14 protein-coding genes and 1 pseudogene are annotated in these 17,703 nt (G+C 70.6%); 7 read left to right on the top strand and 8 right to left on the bottom strand.

What is annotated here, in order from left to right:
* A pseudogene (locus ACWEBX_RS32000) lies at positions 1-517 on the top strand (glucose-6-phosphate isomerase); the annotation flags it as partial.
* A gap of 156 nt (positions 518-673) precedes the next feature.
* A complete protein-coding gene (locus tag ACWEBX_RS31995; RefSeq protein ID WP_451888267.1) occupies positions 674-1,531 on the top strand; it encodes a hypothetical protein in 858 nt (285 codons plus the stop codon).
* Between the two features lie 30 nt (positions 1,532-1,561).
* Here the strand turns inward: ACWEBX_RS31995 and ACWEBX_RS31990 are convergent, their stop codons facing one another.
* The 3 genes from ACWEBX_RS31990 to ACWEBX_RS31980 are packed head-to-tail and all read right to left on the bottom strand — an operon-like array spanning position 1,562 to position 5,226.
* Complete coding sequence (locus tag ACWEBX_RS31990) at positions 1,562-3,853, bottom strand: ABC transporter permease (protein WP_451888266.1); 2,292 nt, start codon at positions 3,851-3,853, stop codon at positions 1,562-1,564.
* A 6-nt stretch (positions 3,854-3,859) separates the two neighbouring features.
* Positions 3,860-4,714 (bottom strand): ABC transporter ATP-binding protein, encoded by an 855-nt coding sequence (locus tag ACWEBX_RS31985; RefSeq protein ID WP_451888265.1) that lies wholly within the window; start codon positions 4,712-4,714, stop codon positions 3,860-3,862.
* Complete coding sequence (locus ACWEBX_RS31980) at positions 4,711-5,226, bottom strand: PadR family transcriptional regulator (protein ID WP_451888264.1); 516 nt, start codon at positions 5,224-5,226, stop codon at positions 4,711-4,713. The genes ACWEBX_RS31985 and ACWEBX_RS31980 overlap by 4 nt, the downstream gene beginning before the upstream one ends.
* A gap of 222 nt (positions 5,227-5,448) precedes the next feature.
* On the opposite strand from ACWEBX_RS31980, the gene ACWEBX_RS31975 reads away from it, so the two are divergent.
* From ACWEBX_RS31975 to ACWEBX_RS31955, 5 genes are all read left to right on the top strand, one after another.
* Positions 5,449-6,723: an ABC transporter substrate-binding protein gene (locus ACWEBX_RS31975; protein WP_451888263.1), complete on the top strand. Its 1,275-nt coding sequence runs from the start codon at positions 5,449-5,451 to the stop codon at positions 6,721-6,723.
* Positions 6,724-6,926: 203 nt separating this feature from the next.
* A complete protein-coding gene (locus tag ACWEBX_RS31970) occupies positions 6,927-8,564 on the top strand; it encodes a glycoside hydrolase family 13 protein (RefSeq protein WP_451888262.1) in 1,638 nt (545 codons plus the stop codon).
* Positions 8,565-8,684: 120 nt separating this feature from the next.
* Positions 8,685-10,010 carry an ABC transporter substrate-binding protein gene (locus ACWEBX_RS31965; protein WP_451888261.1) on the top strand — a complete coding sequence of 442 codons (1,326 nt, stop codon included), beginning with the start codon at positions 8,685-8,687 and terminating at the stop codon, positions 10,008-10,010.
* A 6-nt stretch (positions 10,011-10,016) separates the two neighbouring features.
* Positions 10,017-11,375: an ABC transporter permease subunit gene (locus tag ACWEBX_RS31960; protein WP_451888260.1), complete on the top strand. Its 1,359-nt coding sequence runs from the start codon at positions 10,017-10,019 to the stop codon at positions 11,373-11,375.
* A complete protein-coding gene (locus ACWEBX_RS31955) occupies positions 11,372-12,211 on the top strand; it encodes a carbohydrate ABC transporter permease (RefSeq protein WP_451888259.1) in 840 nt (279 codons plus the stop codon). The genes ACWEBX_RS31960 and ACWEBX_RS31955 overlap by 4 nt, the downstream gene beginning before the upstream one ends.
* A 143-nt stretch (positions 12,212-12,354) precedes the next feature.
* On the opposite strand, the gene pgl is transcribed toward ACWEBX_RS31955, so the two are convergent.
* From pgl to ACWEBX_RS31930, 5 genes are all read right to left on the bottom strand, one after another.
* On the bottom strand, positions 12,355-13,137 hold the full coding sequence (gene pgl / locus ACWEBX_RS31950; RefSeq protein WP_451888258.1) for a 6-phosphogluconolactonase: 783 nt from the start codon (positions 13,135-13,137) through the stop codon (positions 12,355-12,357).
* Positions 13,134-14,195 (bottom strand): glucose-6-phosphate dehydrogenase assembly protein OpcA, encoded by a 1,062-nt coding sequence (opcA, locus tag ACWEBX_RS31945; protein WP_451888257.1) that lies wholly within the window; start codon positions 14,193-14,195, stop codon positions 13,134-13,136. Before opcA ends, pgl begins: the two co-directional genes overlap by 4 nt.
* A complete protein-coding gene (gene zwf / locus ACWEBX_RS31940; RefSeq protein WP_451888256.1) occupies positions 14,192-15,715 on the bottom strand; it encodes a glucose-6-phosphate dehydrogenase in 1,524 nt (507 codons plus the stop codon). The genes opcA and zwf overlap by 4 nt, the downstream gene beginning before the upstream one ends.
* Before the next feature lie 4 nt (positions 15,716-15,719).
* Positions 15,720-16,838 carry a transaldolase gene (gene tal / locus ACWEBX_RS31935; protein ID WP_451888255.1) on the bottom strand — a complete coding sequence of 373 codons (1,119 nt, stop codon included), beginning with the start codon at positions 16,836-16,838 and terminating at the stop codon, positions 15,720-15,722.
* Positions 16,839-16,872: 34 nt separating this feature from the next.
* The coding region (locus ACWEBX_RS31930; RefSeq protein ID WP_451888254.1) for a transketolase-like TK C-terminal-containing protein at positions 16,873-17,703 on the bottom strand (831 nt) is incomplete at its 5' end.

Raw genomic sequence — 17,703 nt, 5'->3', positions numbered from 1 at the left:
GGTGTGGGGCACGCCCGGCACCAACGGCCAGCACGCCTACTACCAGTTGATCCACCAGGGCACGAAGCTGATCCCCGCCGACTTCATCGGCTTCGCCGAGCCCGTGGCCGACCTGCTGCCGGGCCTGGTCGCCCAGCACGACCTGCTGATGGCGAACTTCTTCGCGCAGACGCAGGCACTGGCGTTCGGCAAGACCCCGGACGAGGTCCGCGCCGAGGGGGTGCCCGAGGAGCTGGTGCCGCACAAGACGTTCCAGGGCAACCACCCCACCACCACGATCCTGGCGAAAGAGCTGACCCCTTCCGTCCTGGGCCAGTTGATCGCCCTCTACGAGCACAAGGTGTTCGTCCAGGGCGCCGTGTGGAACATCGACTCCTTCGACCAGTGGGGCGTCGAACTCGGCAAGGTGCTCGCCAAGCGCGTCGAACCCGCCCTGACCGAGGGCGCCGACGTCCCCGGACTGGACGAGTCGACCAAGGCCCTGGTCGCCAAGTACCGGACGCTGCGCGGTCGTTGAGCCTGAATGAGGGGAAGCGGGCGGCGGGAGTCCGCCCGCTTCCCGTAACATCCCTGACGATCACGATGGCGTTCGGGGGAGCGGATCTTGGCCGGTTCACGTGAGAGATGGACGAGCGACAGACTGACGTTCCGGACGTTCCTGCGACCGAAGCGGATGGCGAAGGCACTGTTCCACCCGGCGTGGATCCCGGAGCCCGTCGATCCGTCGGTGGAGCGGCTCAAGCGCGTACGGGTCGTCGCCGGAGCGGTCGCCGCGTTCGGCGTCTACACCTTCGTGCAGCACAAGTTCGACACCACGGAGATCCTGGGCAACATCCTGACGGCGGGTGTCGTCCTGCTGTTCATCACGCCGCTGACCGTGGGCGTGATGCTCTTCGTGTGGCGGCGCACCGGGACCGTCCGGCAGCTGCGGCGCCCGCTTCTCGGCTCGCTCAAGCTGCTGCTGCTCTTCATCGGCACGGCCGTGGTCGCCGTGCTCCTCATGCAGCTGGCGACCGCCGTCGGAGGTGCCGCGCTGGTTCCGCTGGGCTTCGTGGCGCTCTGGCTGCTCGGCGTTGTGGCCTATGGCGCGGTGCAGCTGTCCGGGAACCATTTCGGTTCCGCGGCCGTGCACCGCTGTCTGCCGCCGCTGCTGGCCTCCGTGACGACCTGGCTGATGGCCATTCCCGACCTGGTCACCGGTGACCTGCACGGGCTCAGCCTCACGATGGGCATCGTCTTCATCCTCGGCGCACCGGTGACCGTCACCTGCATCGCCGTCCTGGAGATGAACCGGCTCCGCCGCCGCTACGGGATCAGACTGCGCACGCACCCCGCGATCCTGCCGGTCCTGCGCCCCACGGGGCCGTCCGGGTACCCGCCGCCGGGGTTCCCCTTCCCTCCAGGAACCGCGCACGCCCCGTATCCCCACGGCAGCCCGCCGGGCCCGTATCCTCCCTATCCCCAGGGCGGTCCGTATGCCCCCCACCCCCGGGGGAATCCGCCCGCGCCGGGCATCCGGCGGAACCCGTAGGGCCAGGGACCGTACGGGACCCGACCGGGATCAGGCCGCCGCGCTCAGGGTGTCCGCCAGCCGCCGGCGGGCCGCCCGGGCGGCCGGCACGGTGGCGAGTGCGGCGGCGCCCAGCACGGCAGCCGCGCCGAACAGCAGCAGAAGCGCGGCGGACGGCCCTCGTGCGACGCCTGCGCCGATGCCGCTCGACTTGCCCTGGGCATCGATCAGCCAGTGCGCGAGCGGCAGCCCCAGAGCCGTACCGGCGACGACCGCCGCGAGGGCCGTGCACCCCGTGGCCGTCACGGTGACCGCGGTGATCTGCCGGGGTGTCAGTCCGATCGCCTTCAGCGCCAGCAGATCCCGCTCGCCCTCGCGCACCGTGCCACCGATCGCGGTGAGCAGCTCGATCAGCCCGATCAGGGCCAGTACGGCGATCAGCCCCGCGACGACTCCGCGCAGCGGTGAGAGCCCGTCGGCCGGGTTGGTCACGGCGTGCACGTCGAAACGTCCGTGCGAGGCCGTCGTCAGCTCGCCGGCGACCCGGTGCGGGTCGGCCCCGGGGCGCAGCTGGAGCTGGTAGAGGGTCGGCCGGAGGTCCGGGTCGTTCTCACGGAGGGTGTCGAGCGAGGTGGAGATGACCCGGCCTCCGTTCTCGGGCTCAATGCTCCGCCCCACGATGTGCAGGATCTGCGGCTGAGCGCCCACGGTCACGCGTACCCAGTCGCCGACCCGCACGTCCAGCAGGTCGAGCAGTCCCTGCCCCGCCACCGCCTCGTCGGGTCCGCTCGCGGCGCGGCCCTCGGCCAGCGAGAACGGGTAGGGGTCCCGGCGTGTACCGAGGCCGCGCAGGGCAATCGTGCCGGTCTGGCCGGGGACCAGGGCCGGTACCTGGATACCCGGGTGGACGTCGGTGACCTGGTGGTTCCGGTCGAGCAGGGCGCGTACGCCCGCATCGCTCAGACCGCCGTCCGGGCGGACGGTGAGCGCGGCCGCGAGACCCAGCTGCTCGGGCTGGCTGTGGAAGCGGTCGATGGTCGTCCAGGCGCTCATGGCCACCACGATCAGCAGCAGGGGCAGCGCGAGGCGGGCGATCGTGGCCAGCGAGCGCGGCCGGCGCGTGAACGCCTTGTGCCAACCCAGGACCAGCGCGGACGGTATCCGCAGCCCCAGCGCGCCGCGCGCCGCACGAGGCAGCCCACCGCCGCGCTGCGCCGCGGCGCGGAGCCCCGGCACCGGCGACACCCGTCCGGCGCGCCACGCGGCGAGCCCGGTCGTCGCGGCGATGAAGAGCACCACGGCCACGGGCACCGAGAAGAGTGCCGCGGTGTGTCCCGGAAGCCCCTGCCACACACCGACCGCGTCCCCGAGGCGTCCCGGCACGCGGCCGCCCAGCGCCTGGGTGAGCGCGCCCGCGAGCACGGCTCCCAGCAGCGCGAACGCCACGTGCTGAAGCAGGAAGATCCGTACCACCTGGCCCGGCGTGAAGCCGATCGCCTTGAGCACCGAGATGTCCCGCAGATGGCCACGGATACGGGTGCCGATCGCGCCGTGCACGGCGAGCCCGGCGGCGACCAGCGCGCCCAGACCGAACAGGCCGAGCACCTGCCCGAGCAGCCGGTTGTCGCCCTGCGCCTCGGCCCGCGCCTGTTGCCAGGGGGAGACCTCGGTGACCGCTCCGGCGCCGAGGAGGGTGACGGCCCGCTGGACGGCGTAGTCCGTGTCGCCGGGATCGGTCAGCCGCAGCCCGATCACCTGTCCGGCGCGCCCGGCGGTGGCCCGCACCGCGGTCGGGAGCGCCCACACCAGGCCGGACCGCTCGCCCGGGCTGTAGCGGGGCTCGGCGCTGTCGGCGACGCCCAGCACGGTCAGAGTCCGGGCGGTGCCGGGCACGGTGAGGGTGTCGCCCGGTTCGGCCCACAGGGACCGGGCGAGGCTGCTCTCCAGCACCACGCCGTCCGCCTCGGTGGGGTCGAGCCAGCGTCCGGAGACGAGCAGCGGGCGTCCGGTGGAGGGCTGCTCGGTGGCGCCGCGCAGTTCGACCGCCGCGCGGGTTCCCCGGGACTCGACGGCCGTCGCGGCTGTGGGGTAGGGGCCCGCGAAGGACTCCACCGCGTCCACGTCGGCGAGTCTGCGCGTGTCCGCGGACGGTCCGGTGTGGATCCACACGTGCGCGCCGTGCGACTGGGTGAAGACCCGCTGCCAGGGGTTGGTCGCGTAGCCGAAGAGCGCGGTGGCCAGCAGCAGTGAGGTGACGATGCCGGCGGTGGCCAGCACGATGAACAGCGCCTCGCCCCGGTGGGTGCGCAGATCGGCGTGCGCCCAGCGCAACGTGGCACGCATGCCGGTTCAGTCCCTCAGTTCGAGTACGCCGGATATCCCCATGCCCCGCGACGGCGTGCCGTCGAGTTCCGCGTCGTCGGCGATCCGGCCGTCGAAGAAGCTGATCACCCGGTCCGCGGCGCTCGCGAGCCGCGCGTCGTGGGTGACCAGCAGGATCGTCTGGCCGCGCTGGTGGAACCGGGACAGCAGCCGGGTCACCTCGCGGGTGCCCTTGCTGTCGAGGCTCCCCGCGGGCTCGTCGGCGAGCAGCAGGGGCGGATGGTTGACCAAGGCCCTGGCGAGCGCGACGCGCTGCTGCTCACCGCCGGACAGCTCGCCCGGCATGCTGCGCTCCTTGCCCTGGAGGCCCAGCTCGGAGAGCAACTGTTGCCGCTCGGCGCGCGCCCGCCTGGGAGAGACCCCGGCGAGCAGGGCGGGCAGTTCGACGTTGTCGGCGACCGACAGGTTCGACACCAGGTTGAAGAACTGGAACACGATGCCGATACGGCGTCGGCGCTCGACCGCCCAGCGGGCTTCGCCGTATCCGTCCGTGCAGTCGCCGTCCAGCCAGATGCTGCCGGAATCGGGCCGCTGAAGCCCGCCGAGCAGATGCAGCAGGGTCGACTTCCCTGCGCCGGAGGGGCCGGTGACCGCCACGAACTCGCCCCGTCGTACGGACAGGTCGACGCCGCGCACGGCATGGGCGGGCGCGCCTTCGCCGTAGTGGGTCTTGACCAGGTTCTCCGCGCGCAGCACGGGGGCTTCCCCGGCACGCGCCGGCGAGATCTCCGCATGCGGCGCAGCGCGCTCGGGCGGTGGCTCCGGGCTCTCGGGTCGCGGTGGCGGGTTCTCGGCGCGCGGCGTGGGAGGGGTGCGGCTCATCCCTGCTCCTCCAACTCCTCCTGGCAGCGCTCCAGCCAGTCGAGATCGGCCTGCAGATGCAGCATGGCGCCCTCGATGAGCAGCTGGGAGACGCGGTTGTCCCGGTTCTCGGTCGCGGCGAGCCTCGACAGTTCACGCATGGTGTTCAAGTACTGGCGCCGTTGCTTGTTGATCAGGGCGATCTGCTCGGCCAGACCGGTCCGCGGTGCGAGTGCGAGCTTCATGAAGAACTCGTCCCGTACCCGCGGTTCGTCCGCCGTCTCCTCGTACCAGGCGCGCAGCGCCTCACGCCCGGCGTCGGTGAGGTGATAGATCTTCTTGTTGGGCCGGCTCGACTGCTCGACTTCCTCGCCCTCGATCAGTCCAGACTTCTCGAGGCGGCCGAGCGTCACGTAGATCTGGCCGACGTTCGGCTGAGGGTACGCGGAGCCCAGCAGTTGCTCAAGGTCCTGCTTGAGCTCGTAGCCATGGGCCGGTCCGCGCGCCAGCAGGGCCAGGAGGGGCAGCCGCACTCGTGCTCTCCTCCCCCTCTTTCGCTCTCTTGTTCCCGGTTCGCCCGCGGGGCGCCCCTGCTGCTCAGGGCATGCTCTTCATGTGCTGAGGGCCCATGTGCCGAACGCCTATGAGCCGGAGGTCAATGTGCCGCAGGCCCTAGTATCGCCCATACCTAACAGGTATACATGGCCTCTGACTCCGGGCGAAGAGGCCCGGTGCCGGTGCACAGGGAGGAACCTATGCGGTGGATACGTGCCGCCGGTAGGGGCCTCCTGGTCGTTGCGGTGGTCCTGTCCGGTTACGTCGCCTCGGGCACGCCCGCCGACGGGGCGCGCGGGAACGGACGCGGTCCGCTGACGCTGGCCACCGCCGGTGACCTCACCAACTATCTCGGGCCGCTCCTCGACGGCTGGAACCGCGCGCACCCCGGCGAGAAGGTCACCCTCGTCGAACTCCCCGATTCCGCTGACGAGACCCACGCGCAGATGACCACCGATCTGCGCGGCGGCGACCGGAGCCGCTTCGACGTCCTCAACATCGATGTCGCGTGGACCTCGGAGTTCGCCGCCGCGGGCTGGATCTCCCCGTTGCCCCGCGACCGCTTCCCGCTCGACGGCTTCCTGCGGCCGGTGGTGGAGACCGCGAGGTACGACGGGAGGCTGTACGCCGTCCCGTACGTCACCAACGCCGGACTGCTTCTCTACCGCAAGGACATCCTGGCCAAGGAGGGTGTCGCGCCGCCGCGCACCTGGGCCGAGCTGGAGAAACAGGCGAGGACGATCGCCCCGAAGTACGGACTCGACGGCTATGCGGGCCAGTTCCTGCCCTACGAGGGCCTCACGGTGAACGCCGCCGAGGCGGTCTACTCGGCGGGCGGCACGATCCTCGGTGACGAGGGCGAACGCGTGACGGTGGACTCCGCCGCGGCCCGCGAGGGCATCGGTTTCCTCGCCGACGGCGTACGCGACGGCTGGATCCCGAAGAAGGCGCTGACGTACAAGGAGCAGGAGTCCAAACAGGCATTTCAGGACGGCCGTCTTCTCTTCCTGCGCAACTGGCCCTACGCCTATGTCAGCGCCTCCGCCCCGGGATCGGCCGTCGCCGGAAAGATCGGCGCGGTTCCGCTGCCAGGCCGCGACGGGCCGGGGACCAGCGTGCTCGGCGGGTCCAACCTCGCCGTCAACGCGCGAGCCCGGCACCCCGAATCCGCCGCGCGTCTGATCGCGTACCTGACGAGCGAGCGGGTCCAGCGCCAGGTCCTCACCAAAGGAGCGCTGCCGCCCGTACGGGACGCGCTCTACCAGGACCCCGAACTGATCCGCGCGTTCCCCTACCTGCCGACGCTGCGCGCCGGTGTGCTCGCCGCGGCGCCGCGCCCCAAGAGCCCCCGCTACGACCAGGTGAGCCTCGCGGTGCAGGCGGTGGTGCACGACGCGATGACCGGGCACCAGACGCCCGAGGCCGCCGTGCGCCGGCTGGCGCGCGAGCTGGCCGACATCTCGCGCCGGGGCTGAGCCCCCTCTCCGTCGTCGCATTCCGGTGACCTTCCTAGTTTCATGTTAGGTAACGCGAGCATCTCATCTCGGGCTAGCAGGGATGAAAAATGCTCATATAGCGGACCCAACTTCTGTTTCCTTCTGTCTACTCGTTGACACCCCTGTGACACGCCTACTTAACATGCATGCATAACTGAAGGCACGCACAGACAGGTCAACGGGTGACGCTCAACACGCACCGCTGGTGGCGCGACGCAGTGATCTACCAGGTGTACGTCCGGAGCTTTCTGGACAGCACCGGGGACGGCGTCGGCGATCTCGCCGGCGTCCGGACCGGACTGCCTTATCTGAAGAAGCTCGGGGTCGACGGCATCTGGCTGAGCCCCTTCTACCCCTCGCCGCAGCACGACCACGGCTACGACGTGGCCGACCACTGCGACGTGGACCCGCTCTTCGGCGACCTCGCCGAGTTCGACCTGCTGATGACGGACGCCCGGCGCCTCAGCGTCCGGGTGCTCCTGGACATCGTCCCCAACCACTGCTCCAGCGAGCACCCGTGGTTCCGCGAGGCGCTGGAATCGGCGCCCGGCGGCACGGCCCGCGCCCGCTTCCACTTCGCCGACGGCCGGGGTCCGGACGGCGCGGAACCGCCCAACAACTGGCACGCCATGTTCGGCGGCCCCGCCTGGAGCAGGGTCACCGAGCAGGACGGCACCCCGGGCCAGTGGTACCTGCACATGTTCACGCCGGAACAGCCCGACCTGAACTGGCGCAACCCCGAGGTCGGCGGCCACTTCGACCACGTACTGCGCTTCTGGCTCGACCGGGGCGTCGACGGCTTCCGCATCGACGTGGCCGCCGGGCTCTACAAGCACCCCGATCTGCCGGACTCGCCCGACCCCGAGGCCGACGCCCGTACCCGCGACTCGGTCAACCCGCTCGCCTGGAACCAGCCGGAGGTGCACGACGTCTGGCGCCGCTGGCGGTCGCTGTGCGAGGAATACACCGCCGAGGACGGCCGGGAGCGACTGCTCGTCGGCGAGGTCTCCGTCCCGACTGCCCGCGAACACGCCCGGTACGTACGCCACGACGAGCTCCACCAGGCATTCTTCTTCGACCTGCTGAGCGCCCCCTGGAACGCCGACTCGTTCCGCAAGGTCATCTCCGAAGCCATGCAGGACATCGCCGGCACCGGCTCGACGGTCACCTGGGTGCTCAACAACCACGATCAGGTGCGCACGGTCACCCGCTACGGCGAACTGGGCACCGAGGGCAGCGGTCTGGGTGCCGCCCGCGCCCGTGCCGCCGCGCTGCTGATGCTGGCGCTGCCCGGAGCCGCGTACATCTACCAGGGCGAGGAACTCGGGCTCCCCGAGGTCGTCGACCTCCCCGACGACGTGCTCACCGACCCCATATTCCGCCGCACCGGAAGCCGTGCCCGCATCCGCGACGGCTGCCGGGTTCCGCTGCCGTGGTCGGGGCACGCCTCGCCGTTCGGCTTCACCTCGGGTGCGGAGAGCGCCAAGCCGTGGCTGCCGCAGCCGGCCTACTTCGCCGAGTACGCCACCGACCGTGCCCTCGCCGATACCCGCTCCTTCTGGCACCTCTACCGCGACGGACTCCAACTGCGCTCCCGGCTGCCCCAGCTGGGGGAGGGCGAGCTGCGCTGGCTGGACACCCCGCCCGGTGTCCTCGGCTTCGTCCGGGGCGACGGCCTGGTGTGCGCGGTCAACTTCGGTGCCGCACCGACGCCCGCGCCGGTCTCCGGGACCCCGCTGCTCTCCAGCGGTCCCTGCGCGCCCGGCGTCCTGCCCGGTTCGACTGCCGCCTGGTGGATCAGCGACTCCACCAATCCCTGAGCCCTCCGACGGGGTTCGTCCCCACGAGCCCCTTTCGGCCTTCTCCTCCAAGGCCACCGCTCCTCGGCCAACACCGCTTGACGCTCCGTCACCTCTCATTTCCCCGAAGGGACATCAACGATGATGCGACGACGTACCACCCTGCTCGCCGGCTGCACCGCACTCGCCCTGGCGCTCGGCGCGACCGCCTGCGGAGGCGCCCCCGTCTCCGCGGGCGGCGGCGACAAGGCGCTCGACGGCCAGACGATCACCGTGGCCGGTGTCTGGTCCGGCAGCGAGCAGAAGAACTTCCAGAAGGTGCTGGACGCCTTCACCGAGAAGACCGGCGCCAAGACGCAGTTCGTCTCCACCGGCGACAACGTCTCCACCGTCATCGGCAGCAAGATCGAGGGCGGCAAGGCCCCCGAGGTGGTGATGGTCCCGCAGGTCGGTGTGCTCCAGCAGTTCGCGAAGCAGGGCTGGCTCAAGCCGCTGTCCAAGACCACAGGAGCGGCAGTCGACGCCAACTATGCGAGCGTGTGGAAGGACTACGGCAGCGTCGACGGCACGCTGTACGGGCTGTACTTCAAGGCCGCCCACAAGTCGACCGTCTGGTACAGCCCCGACGCCCTCGACCAGGCCGGCGTCAAGCCGCCGACCACCTACGACGCGATGCTGAAGGCAGGGCACACGGTCTCCGAGTCGGGTCTCGCCGCCTTCTCCGTCGCCGGACAGGACGGCTGGACGCTCACCGACTGGTTCGAGAACGTCTACCTCTCCCAGGCCGGGCCCGAGAAGTACGACGCCCTGGCCGCCCACCGGATCAAGTGGACCGACCCGACGGTGGTCAAGGCCCTCACCACCCTCGGCAAGCTCTTCAAGGACAAGCAACTGGTGGCCGGGGGTCAGAAGGAGGCCCTGAACACCGACTTCCCGGGCTCCGTCGAGAAGGTCTTCGGGCCCAAGCCCGAGGCCGGCATGGTCTACGAGGGCGACTTCGTCGCCGGGGTCGCCAAGGACCAGTTCGGCAGGAAGATCGGCGAGGACGCGAACTTCTTCCCCTTCCCGGCGGTCACCGGCGGCAAGGCCCCCGTGGTCAGCGGCGGCGACGCGGCCGTCGTCCTCAAGGACGGCAAGAACCAGAAGGCCGCCATGCGGTTCCTGGAGTACCTCACGACCCCTGAGGCGTCCGCCGTCTGGGCCGGGGCGGGCGGCTTCCTGTCCCCGAACAAGAAGCTCGACCTCGCCTCCTACGGCGACGACGTCACCCGGGAGACCGCCAAGTCCCTGGTCGCGGCCGGGGATTCGGTCCGGTTCGACATGTCCGACCAGGCCCCGGCCGCGTTCGGCGGTACCAAGGGTGCCGGTGAGTGGAAGATCCTCCAGGACTTCCTGCGCGACCCGTCCGACCCGAAGGGGACCGCGGCCCGGCTGGAGAGCGCGGCGGCCAAGGCATACAAGGGCTGATCGCACATGACCGCAACGCTCCTGAAGGAGGCGAGCCCGCCGCCGGTCACACTGGCCGACCGTCGGCGGCGGGCCCGGCGCCGCGGCCGGGCCGTCGCCCTCGCCTTCGTCCTCCCCGCCCTGCTCCTGCTCGGCGCGCTCGTCGTCTACCCCGTGCTGTTCTCCGTGGGCCGCAGCTTCTTCGACGCCTCCGGCACACGGTTCGTGGGCGGCGACAACTACACCGAGATGTTCCGCGACCCCGCCACGATCAAGGCCGTCCGCAACACCGCGATCTGGGTGGTCGTCGCACCGACCCTGCTCACCGGCCTCGGCCTCGTCCTCGCCGTTCTCGTCGAGAAGGTGCGCTGGGCCACGGCGTTCAAGCTGCTGCTCTTCATGCCGATGGCGGTCTCCTTCCTCGCCGCGGGCATCATCTTCCGGCTCGCCTACGACGAGGACCCCGACAAGGGCGTACTGAACGCCGCCGTCGTCTCCGTGCACGACGCCTTCACGGGAACCTCGGCCTACCCGACCGCGCGCGCCCGCGACGGCCAGGGCCTGGCCAAGGGAGCCGACGGCTCGTACCGTACGACCGCCTCCGTGTCACCGGGTCACACCGTCGCCCTCGGCCTGGTCGGCGTACTCCCCAAGGACCTGCCGCGGGGCGCGCGGCCCGCGTACGCCGCCGCCCGGCGCCAGGCCGCGCCCGGCGAACTGCGCGGTGCCGTCTATCTGGACTTCACCCGCGGGGGTGGAGGGGAACAGGGCAAGGCCGACCGGAAGGAGAGCGGACTGCCTGAGATGACGGTCGAGGCGGTGCGCGACGGCCACGCGGTCGCGAGCGCCACCACCGCGGCCGACGGCTCCTTCCGCTTCCAGCACCTCGGATCGGGCCCGTACACCTTGCGGCTGCCCGCGTCGAACTTCGCCCCGCCGTACGAGGGCGTCTCCTGGCTGGGACCCGCGCTCGTCACGCCCGCGGTCATCGGTGCCTACCTGTGGATCTGGACCGGCTTCGCCATGGTGCTGATCGGCGCGGGCCTCGCCGCGCTGCCCCGGGACGCGCTGGAGGCGGCCCGGATGGACGGGGCGAACGAGTGGCAGATCTTCCGCCGGATCACCGTCCCGCTGCTCGCGCCCGTCCTGACCGTCGTCTTCGTGACCCTCGTCATCAACGTGATGAAGGTCTTCGACCTCGTCTACATCATCGCACCGGGCCCGGTGCAGGAGGACGCCACCGTACTGGCCACGCAGATGTGGCTGGTGTCGTTCGGCGGCGGCAACAACCAGGGCCTCGGCAGTGCGCTCGGTGTGCTGCTTCTGCTCCTGGTGATTCCCGCGATGGTCTTCAACGTCCGCCGTTTCCTAGGGAGTCGACGATGAACGCGCTCAGGCGAGGGCTCGGCAGCGGTGTGGTGCAGGCGTTCCTCGTCGTCGTGGGCCTGATGTGGCTCACCCCGCTCGCGGGCCTGTTCCTGTCCTCGCTGCGCTCGGCCAAGGACACCGCGCAGGGCGGCTGGTGGACCGCACTGAAGAGCCCGGGGCAGCTGTCCTTCGACAACTACTCCGCCCTGCTGGGCAATGAGGGGATGACCCGGGCGTTCTGGAACACCGTCCTGATCTCCGTCCCGGCGACCGTGCTCGTCGTCGTCATCGCCGCGCTCGCCGGATACGCCTTCGCGTGGCTGGACTTCCCGGGGCGAGACGCGATCTTCCTGCTGGTGGTCGCGCTGCTTGTGGTGCCGGTACAGATCGGCCTGCTGCCGGTGGCCAAACTCTTCGGGCAGCTGGGCCTGTTCGGCACGATCCCCGGCGTCGTCCTCTTCCACGTCTCCTACGGCCTGCCGTTCGCGATCTTCCTGTTGCGCAACTACTTCGCGGAGATGCCGAAGGAGATGCTGGAGGCGGCGCGCATGGACGGGGGGAGCGAGTGGCGCATCTTCACCCGGCTGGTCCTGCCGGTCGGTCGGCCGGCCATCGCCAGTCTCGCCATCTTCCAGTTCCTCTGGGTCTGGAACGACATGCTGGTCGCCCTGCTCTTCGCCGACAGCTCCGCACAGCCGCTGACCGTCGAACTCCAGTCACAGATACGGCAGTTCGGCAGCAATATCGACGTGCTCGCCCCAGGAGCGTTCCTGTCCCTGGTGGTCCCGGTGGCGGTCTTCTTCGCCTTCCAGCGGCACTTTGTCCAGGGGGTGATGGCGGGGTCGGTGAAGTGAGGCGGGCCCTCGCGCGCCGTACCGGCTCGCGAGGCCCGTTCTCGGAGTCCGGCTCCGGGCCCTGACTCCCGGCGCCGGTCCCGAACCGTGAACGCCGGAGAAGCTGAACTTCAGCTTTTCCGGCGTTCACGGTCAGGCAACGCTCACGCGGAAGCCGGTGGATACAGCGAGCGTGGCAGTTGGGACGCCGCCGGGGCGTCCAGGAGCCACAGGGTGCGTGAGCGGCCGTACGCCCCGGCGGCCGGGGCCTGGATCTCGCCCGCGCCGGAGAGGGCGATGGCCGCCGCCTCCGCCTTGTCCTCGCCGGCCGCGAGCAGCCACACCTCGCGGGCCGAGCGGATCGCGGGCAGGGTCAGCGAGATCCGGGTCGGCGGCGGCTTGGGCGCGCCGTGCACGCCGACCACCGTCCGCTCCGTCTCCCGCACCGCGGGCAGCTCCGGGAAGAGCGAGGCCACGTGGGTGTCGGGACCGACGCCCAGCATGAGGACGTCGAAGGCCGGGACCGGGCCGTGGTTCTCCGGCCCGGCGGCCTTCGCGAGCTCCGCCGCGTACGACTCCGCCGCCGCCTCCACGTCGGCGCCGTACGGACCGTCGGACGCGGGCATCGCGTGCACCCGCGCCGGGTCCAGCGGCACCGCGTCGAGCAGGGCCGCGCGGGCCTGCGTGTCGTTGCGGTCGGGGTCGCCCTCGGGGAGGTACCGCTCGTCGCCCCACCACAGGTCGAGACGCGCCCAGTCGATCGCGTCCCGGGCGGGCGCGGACGCGAGGGCCGCGAGGAGCCCGTTGCCGTTGCGCCCGCCGGTGAGCACGATCGAGGCGGAGCCGCGCGAGGCCTGCGCGTCCACGATCTTCGTGATCAGCCGGGCCGCCGCGGCCTGGGCCATCAGGTCCTTGTCGCGGTGGACGACGAGCTGCGGAGTGTTCACTCGGCGGCCGCCTTGCCCGCCGCCTTCTTGGCGAGCGTCTCGGCCACCCCCGCGGGGGAGTCCTTGGCGGCCGGGGCCGCCTTCGTGGCCGTCGCGGTCCCGCCCGGGGAACCGGCCCCCGCGGTGTCCGCCGCCGCGTTCAGCCGGTCCACGCCGAAGCGCAGCGCCGACGCGTAGGTGTCGTCCGGGTCGAGACGGCGCAGCTCCTCCGCCATCAGCTCGGCCGTGTCCCGGCGCTTGAGCGCCACCGCGCGGTCGGGCTGCCCCTGGATGGACAGCGTGGCGAGGGTGCCGTCGGCGCGGTCCAGGACGATCGGGCCGCAGCTCGTGTCCAGCCGGACCGCGGTCAGACCGGGGCCCGAGGACAGCGACCGCTTGACGGGGACCTCCAGCCGGTCCGCGAGCCACATGGCGAGCAGCTCGCAGCTCGGGTTGAACTCCTCGCCCTCCACCTCGACCGCGTCCACGTCGCAGGCGACCTGGTCCAGGGCCGCGGCCAGCATCGAACGCCAGGGCGTGATGCGGGTCCACGACAGGTCCGTGTCGCCCGGGGTGTAGGCCGCGGCGCGGGCGTCGAGCTCCCGTACCGGGGCCTCGGCGGCGTAGGTGTCGGTCACCCGGCGCTGTGCGAGGGCGCCGAGCGGGTCCTTCGCCGGGTCGAGCGGCGCGTTCACCGGCCACCAGACGACGACGGGCGCGTCCGGCAGCAGCAGCGGCAGGACGACCGACTGGGCGTGGTTGATGACCTCGCCGTACAGACGCAGCACCACCGTCTCGCCGGTGCCGGCCTCCGCCCCGAGCCGCACCTCGGCGTCGAGGCGCGACGTCGTGCGGTCGCGGGGTGAGCGGGAGACGCGCTTGATGACCACGAGGGTGCGTGAGGGGTGCTCGCGCGAGGCCTCGTTGGCGGCCTTCAGGGCGTCGTACGCGTTCTCCTCGTCGGTGACGATGACGAGGGTGAGCACCATGCCGACGGCGGGCGTGCCGATGGCGCGGCGGCCCTGGACGAGGGCCTTGTTGACCTTGCTGGCCGTGGTGTCCGTGAGATCGGTCTTCATGGGCGACGCCAGCTCCGTCCGTCTCGTTCGAGCATTTCGTCGGCCTCGACGGGTCCCCAGGTGCCCGAGGGGTACTGCGCGGGCTTGCCGTGCTGGTCCCAGTGCTGCTCGATCGGGTCGAGGATCTTCCAGGACAGCTCGACCTCCTCGGTGCGCGGGAAGAGGTTCGAGTCACCGAGCAGCACGTCGAGGATCAGACGCTCGTACGCCTCCGGGCTGGACTCGGTGAACGACTCGCCGTACGCGAAGTCCATCGAGACGTCCCGGATCTCCATGGAGGTGCCGGGCACCTTGGAACCGAAGCGGACCGTGACGCCCTCGTCGGGCTGGACGCGGAAGACGATCGCGTTCTGGCCCAGCTCCTCCGTCGCCGTGTGGTCGAAGGGGGAGTGCGGGGCGCGCTGGAAGACGACCGCGATCTCGGTGACGCGGCGGCCGAGTCGCTTGCCGGTGCGCAGGTAGAACGGGACGCCCGCCCAGCGGCGGTTGTCCACCTCCACCTTGATCGCGGCGAAGGTGTCGGTCTTCGACTTGGGGTCGATACCGTCCTCCTGGAGGTAGCCGACGACCTTCTCGCCGCCCTGCCACCCCTCCGCGTACTGTCCGCGGACCGTGCTGGCGGCGAGGTCCTTCGGCAGCCTGGTCGCGCCGAGCACCTTGGTCTTCTCCGCGGCGAGCGCGTCCGCGTCGAAGGAGGAGGGCTCCTCCATGGCGGTCAGCGCCATGAGCTGGAGCAGGTGGTTCTGGATGACGTCACGGGCGGCGCCGATGCCGTCGTAGTAGCCGGCCCGGCCGCCGATGCCGATGTCCTCGGCCATCGTGATCTGCACGTGGTCGACGAACGACCGGTTCCAGATCGGCTCGAACATCGTGTTGGCGAAGCGCAGCGCCAGGATGTTCTGGACCGTCTCCTTGCCCAGGTAGTGGTCGATGCGGAAGACCTGGTCCGGGGCGAAGACCTCGTGCACGATCGCGTTGAGCTCCTCGGCCGACTTGAGGTCGTGGCCGAAGGGCTTCTCGATGACCGCGCGGCGCCAGGAGCCGTCCGACTGGTCCGCCAGCTTGTGCTTCTTGAGCTGCTGGATCACCACCGGGAACGCCGACGGCGGCACGGACAGGTAGAAGGCGAAGTTGCCGCCCGTGCCCTGGGCCTTGTCCAGCTCCTCGATGGTGGAACGAAGCCGGTCGAAGGCGTCGTCGTCGTCGAAGGTGCCCTGGACGAAGCGCATGCCCTGGACGAGCTGCTGCCAGACCTCCTCGCGGAAGGGCGTGCGGGCATGCTCCTTGACCGCGTCGTGGACCTCCTGGGCGAAGTCCTCGTGGGCCCACTCGCGGCGGGCGAACCCGACGAGTGAGAAGCCCGGCGGAAGGAGACCCCGGTTGGCGAGGTCGTACACCGCGGGCATCAGCTTTTTACGTGACAAATCGCCCGTGACGCCGAAGATGACCAGGCCCGACGGCCCCGCGATACGCGGGAGCCGTCGGTCTGCGGGGTCACGCAGCGGGTTGCTGCTCGACAAGGTTTCAGCCCTCCGAAGGGGCGAGGCGCTGAAGCTCCGCCTCGGTCGACTTGAGCAGGTCGTTCCAGGAGGACGCGAACTTCTCGACGCCCTCGTCCTCGAGGAGCTGGACCACGTCGTCGTAGGCGATCCCGAGCTTCTCGACGGCGTCGAGCTCGGCACGGGACTGCTCGTACGTACCGGCGATGGCGTTGCCGGTGATCTGCCCGTGGTCCTCGGTGGCCTCCAGCGTGGCCTCCGGCATGGTGTTCACCGTGTTCGGCGCGACCAGCTCGTCGACGTACAGGGTGTCCTTGTACGCCGGGTCCTTGACGCCGGTCGAGGCCCACAGCGGGCGCTGCTTGTTGGCCTGCGCCCGGTCGAGGACGGACCAGCGGTCGGTGGAGAAGACCTCCTCGTACGCCTCGTAGGCGAGCCGGGCGTTGGCGACGCCCGCCTTGCCGCGGGCGGCCTTGGCCTCGGGGGTGCCGAGCGCGTCGAGCCGCTTGTCGATCTCGGTGTCCACACGGGACACGAAGAAGGACGCCACGGAGTGGATCTTCGAGAGGTCCAGGCCGCGCTCCTTGGCCTTCTCCAGGCCGGCGACGTAGGCCTCCATGACCTCGCGGTAGCGCTCCAGCGAGAAGATCAGCGTGACGTTGACGCTGATGCCGAGGCCGATGACCTCGGTGATCGCCGGCAGACCCGCCTTGGTGGCCGGGATCTTGATGAGGGTGTTGGGGCGGTCCACCAGCCAGGCGAGCTGCTTGGCCTCGGCGATCGTCGCCGTGGTGTTGTGCGCCAGACGCGGGTCGACCTCGATCGACACGCGGCCGTCCTGGCCCTCCGTGGCGTCGAAGACGGGCCGCAGGATGTCGGCGGCGTCGCGCACGTCCGCCGTGGTGATCATGCGCAGGGCCTCGTCGACGGTGACCTTGCGGGCAGCGAGCTCGGAAACCTGCTGCTCGTAGCCGTCTCCGCTGCTGATCGCCTTCTGGAAGATCGACGGGTTGGTGGTGACGCCCACGACGTGCTGCTGGTCGATCAGCTCGGCAAGATTGCCGGACGTGATCCGCTTGCGCGACAGGTCGTCCAGCCAGATCGCGACGCCTTCCTCGGAGAGGCGCTTGAGTGCGTCTGTCATGGAAATTGCATCTCCTACGTGTCGTATGTCAGCGTCAGCGCTGGGCTGCGGCGATCGATTCCCGGGCGGTTTCCGCGACGTTCTCGGCAGTGAAACCGAATTCGCGGAAGAGCACCTTGCCGTCGGCCGAAGCACCGAAGTGCTCCAGCGAAACAATGCGTCCGGCGTCCCCGACGAAGCGGTGCCAGGTGAGACCGATACCGGCCTCGACCGAGACACGGGCCTTCACCGACGGCGGCAGGACGCTGTCCCGGTACCCCTGGTCCTGCTCGTCGAACCACTCCACACACGGCATGGAGACGACCCGCGTGGGGATGCCCTCGGCCTGGAGCCGCTCACGCGCCTCGACGGCCACGTGCACCTCGGAGCCGGTGCCGATGAGGATGACCTCGGGCGCGCCGCCCTCGGCCTCGAACAGCACGTAGCCGCCCTTGGCCGCGTCCTCGTTCGCCTCGTACGTCGGCACGCCCTGACGGGTGAGCGCGAGACCGTGCGGGGCGCCCTCGCCGAACACCTTGGTGTAGCGCTTGAGGATCTCGCGCCAGGCGATGGCCGTCTCGTTGGCGTCCGCGGGACGGACGATGTTGAGGCCGGGGATGGCACGGAGCGAGGCGAGGTGCTCGACCGGCTGGTGGGTGGGGCCGTCCTCGCCGAGACCGACGGAGTCGTGCGTCCACACGTACGTCACCGGCAGGTGCATCAGCGCCGACAGACGGACCGAGTTGCGCATGTAGTCGGAGAACACCAGGAAGGTGCCGCCGTAGACGCGCGTGTTGCCGTGGAGCGCGATGCCGTTCATCTCCGCGGCCATGGAGTGCTCGCGGATGCCGAAGTGGATCGTGCGGCCGTACGGGTTCGCCTCCGG

This window comes from Streptomyces sp. NPDC005070, from assembly GCF_053600395.1.
Note: the sequence above shows the minus strand (reverse complement) of the source record. Positions and strands in the feature narration are given on the sequence as shown.

Excerpts from the sequence above, each read along its gene's own strand:
- ACWEBX_RS31995 (WP_451888267.1), top strand. The coding sequence starts at position 674 with ATGGCGAAGGCACTGTTCCACCCGGCGTGGATCCCGGAGCCCGTCGAT.
- ACWEBX_RS31955 (WP_451888259.1), top strand. The coding sequence starts at position 11,372 with ATGAACGCGCTCAGGCGAGGGCTCGGCAGCGGTGTGGTGCAGGCGTTC.
- ACWEBX_RS31985 (WP_451888265.1), bottom strand. The coding sequence starts at position 4,714 with ATGAGCCGCACCCCTCCCACGCCGCGCGCCGAGAACCCGCCACCGCGA.
- ACWEBX_RS31975 (WP_451888263.1), top strand. The coding sequence starts at position 5,449 with ATGCGGTGGATACGTGCCGCCGGTAGGGGCCTCCTGGTCGTTGCGGTG.
- ACWEBX_RS31990 (WP_451888266.1), bottom strand. The coding sequence starts at position 3,853 with ATGCGTGCCACGTTGCGCTGGGCGCACGCCGATCTGCGCACCCACCGG.
- ACWEBX_RS31965 (WP_451888261.1), top strand. The coding sequence starts at position 8,685 with ATGATGCGACGACGTACCACCCTGCTCGCCGGCTGCACCGCACTCGCC.
- opcA (WP_451888257.1), bottom strand. The coding sequence starts at position 14,195 with ATGAAGACCGATCTCACGGACACCACGGCCAGCAAGGTCAACAAGGCC.
- tal (WP_451888255.1), bottom strand. The coding sequence starts at position 16,838 with ATGACAGACGCACTCAAGCGCCTCTCCGAGGAAGGCGTCGCGATCTGG.
- ACWEBX_RS31960 (WP_451888260.1), top strand. The coding sequence starts at position 10,017 with ATGACCGCAACGCTCCTGAAGGAGGCGAGCCCGCCGCCGGTCACACTG.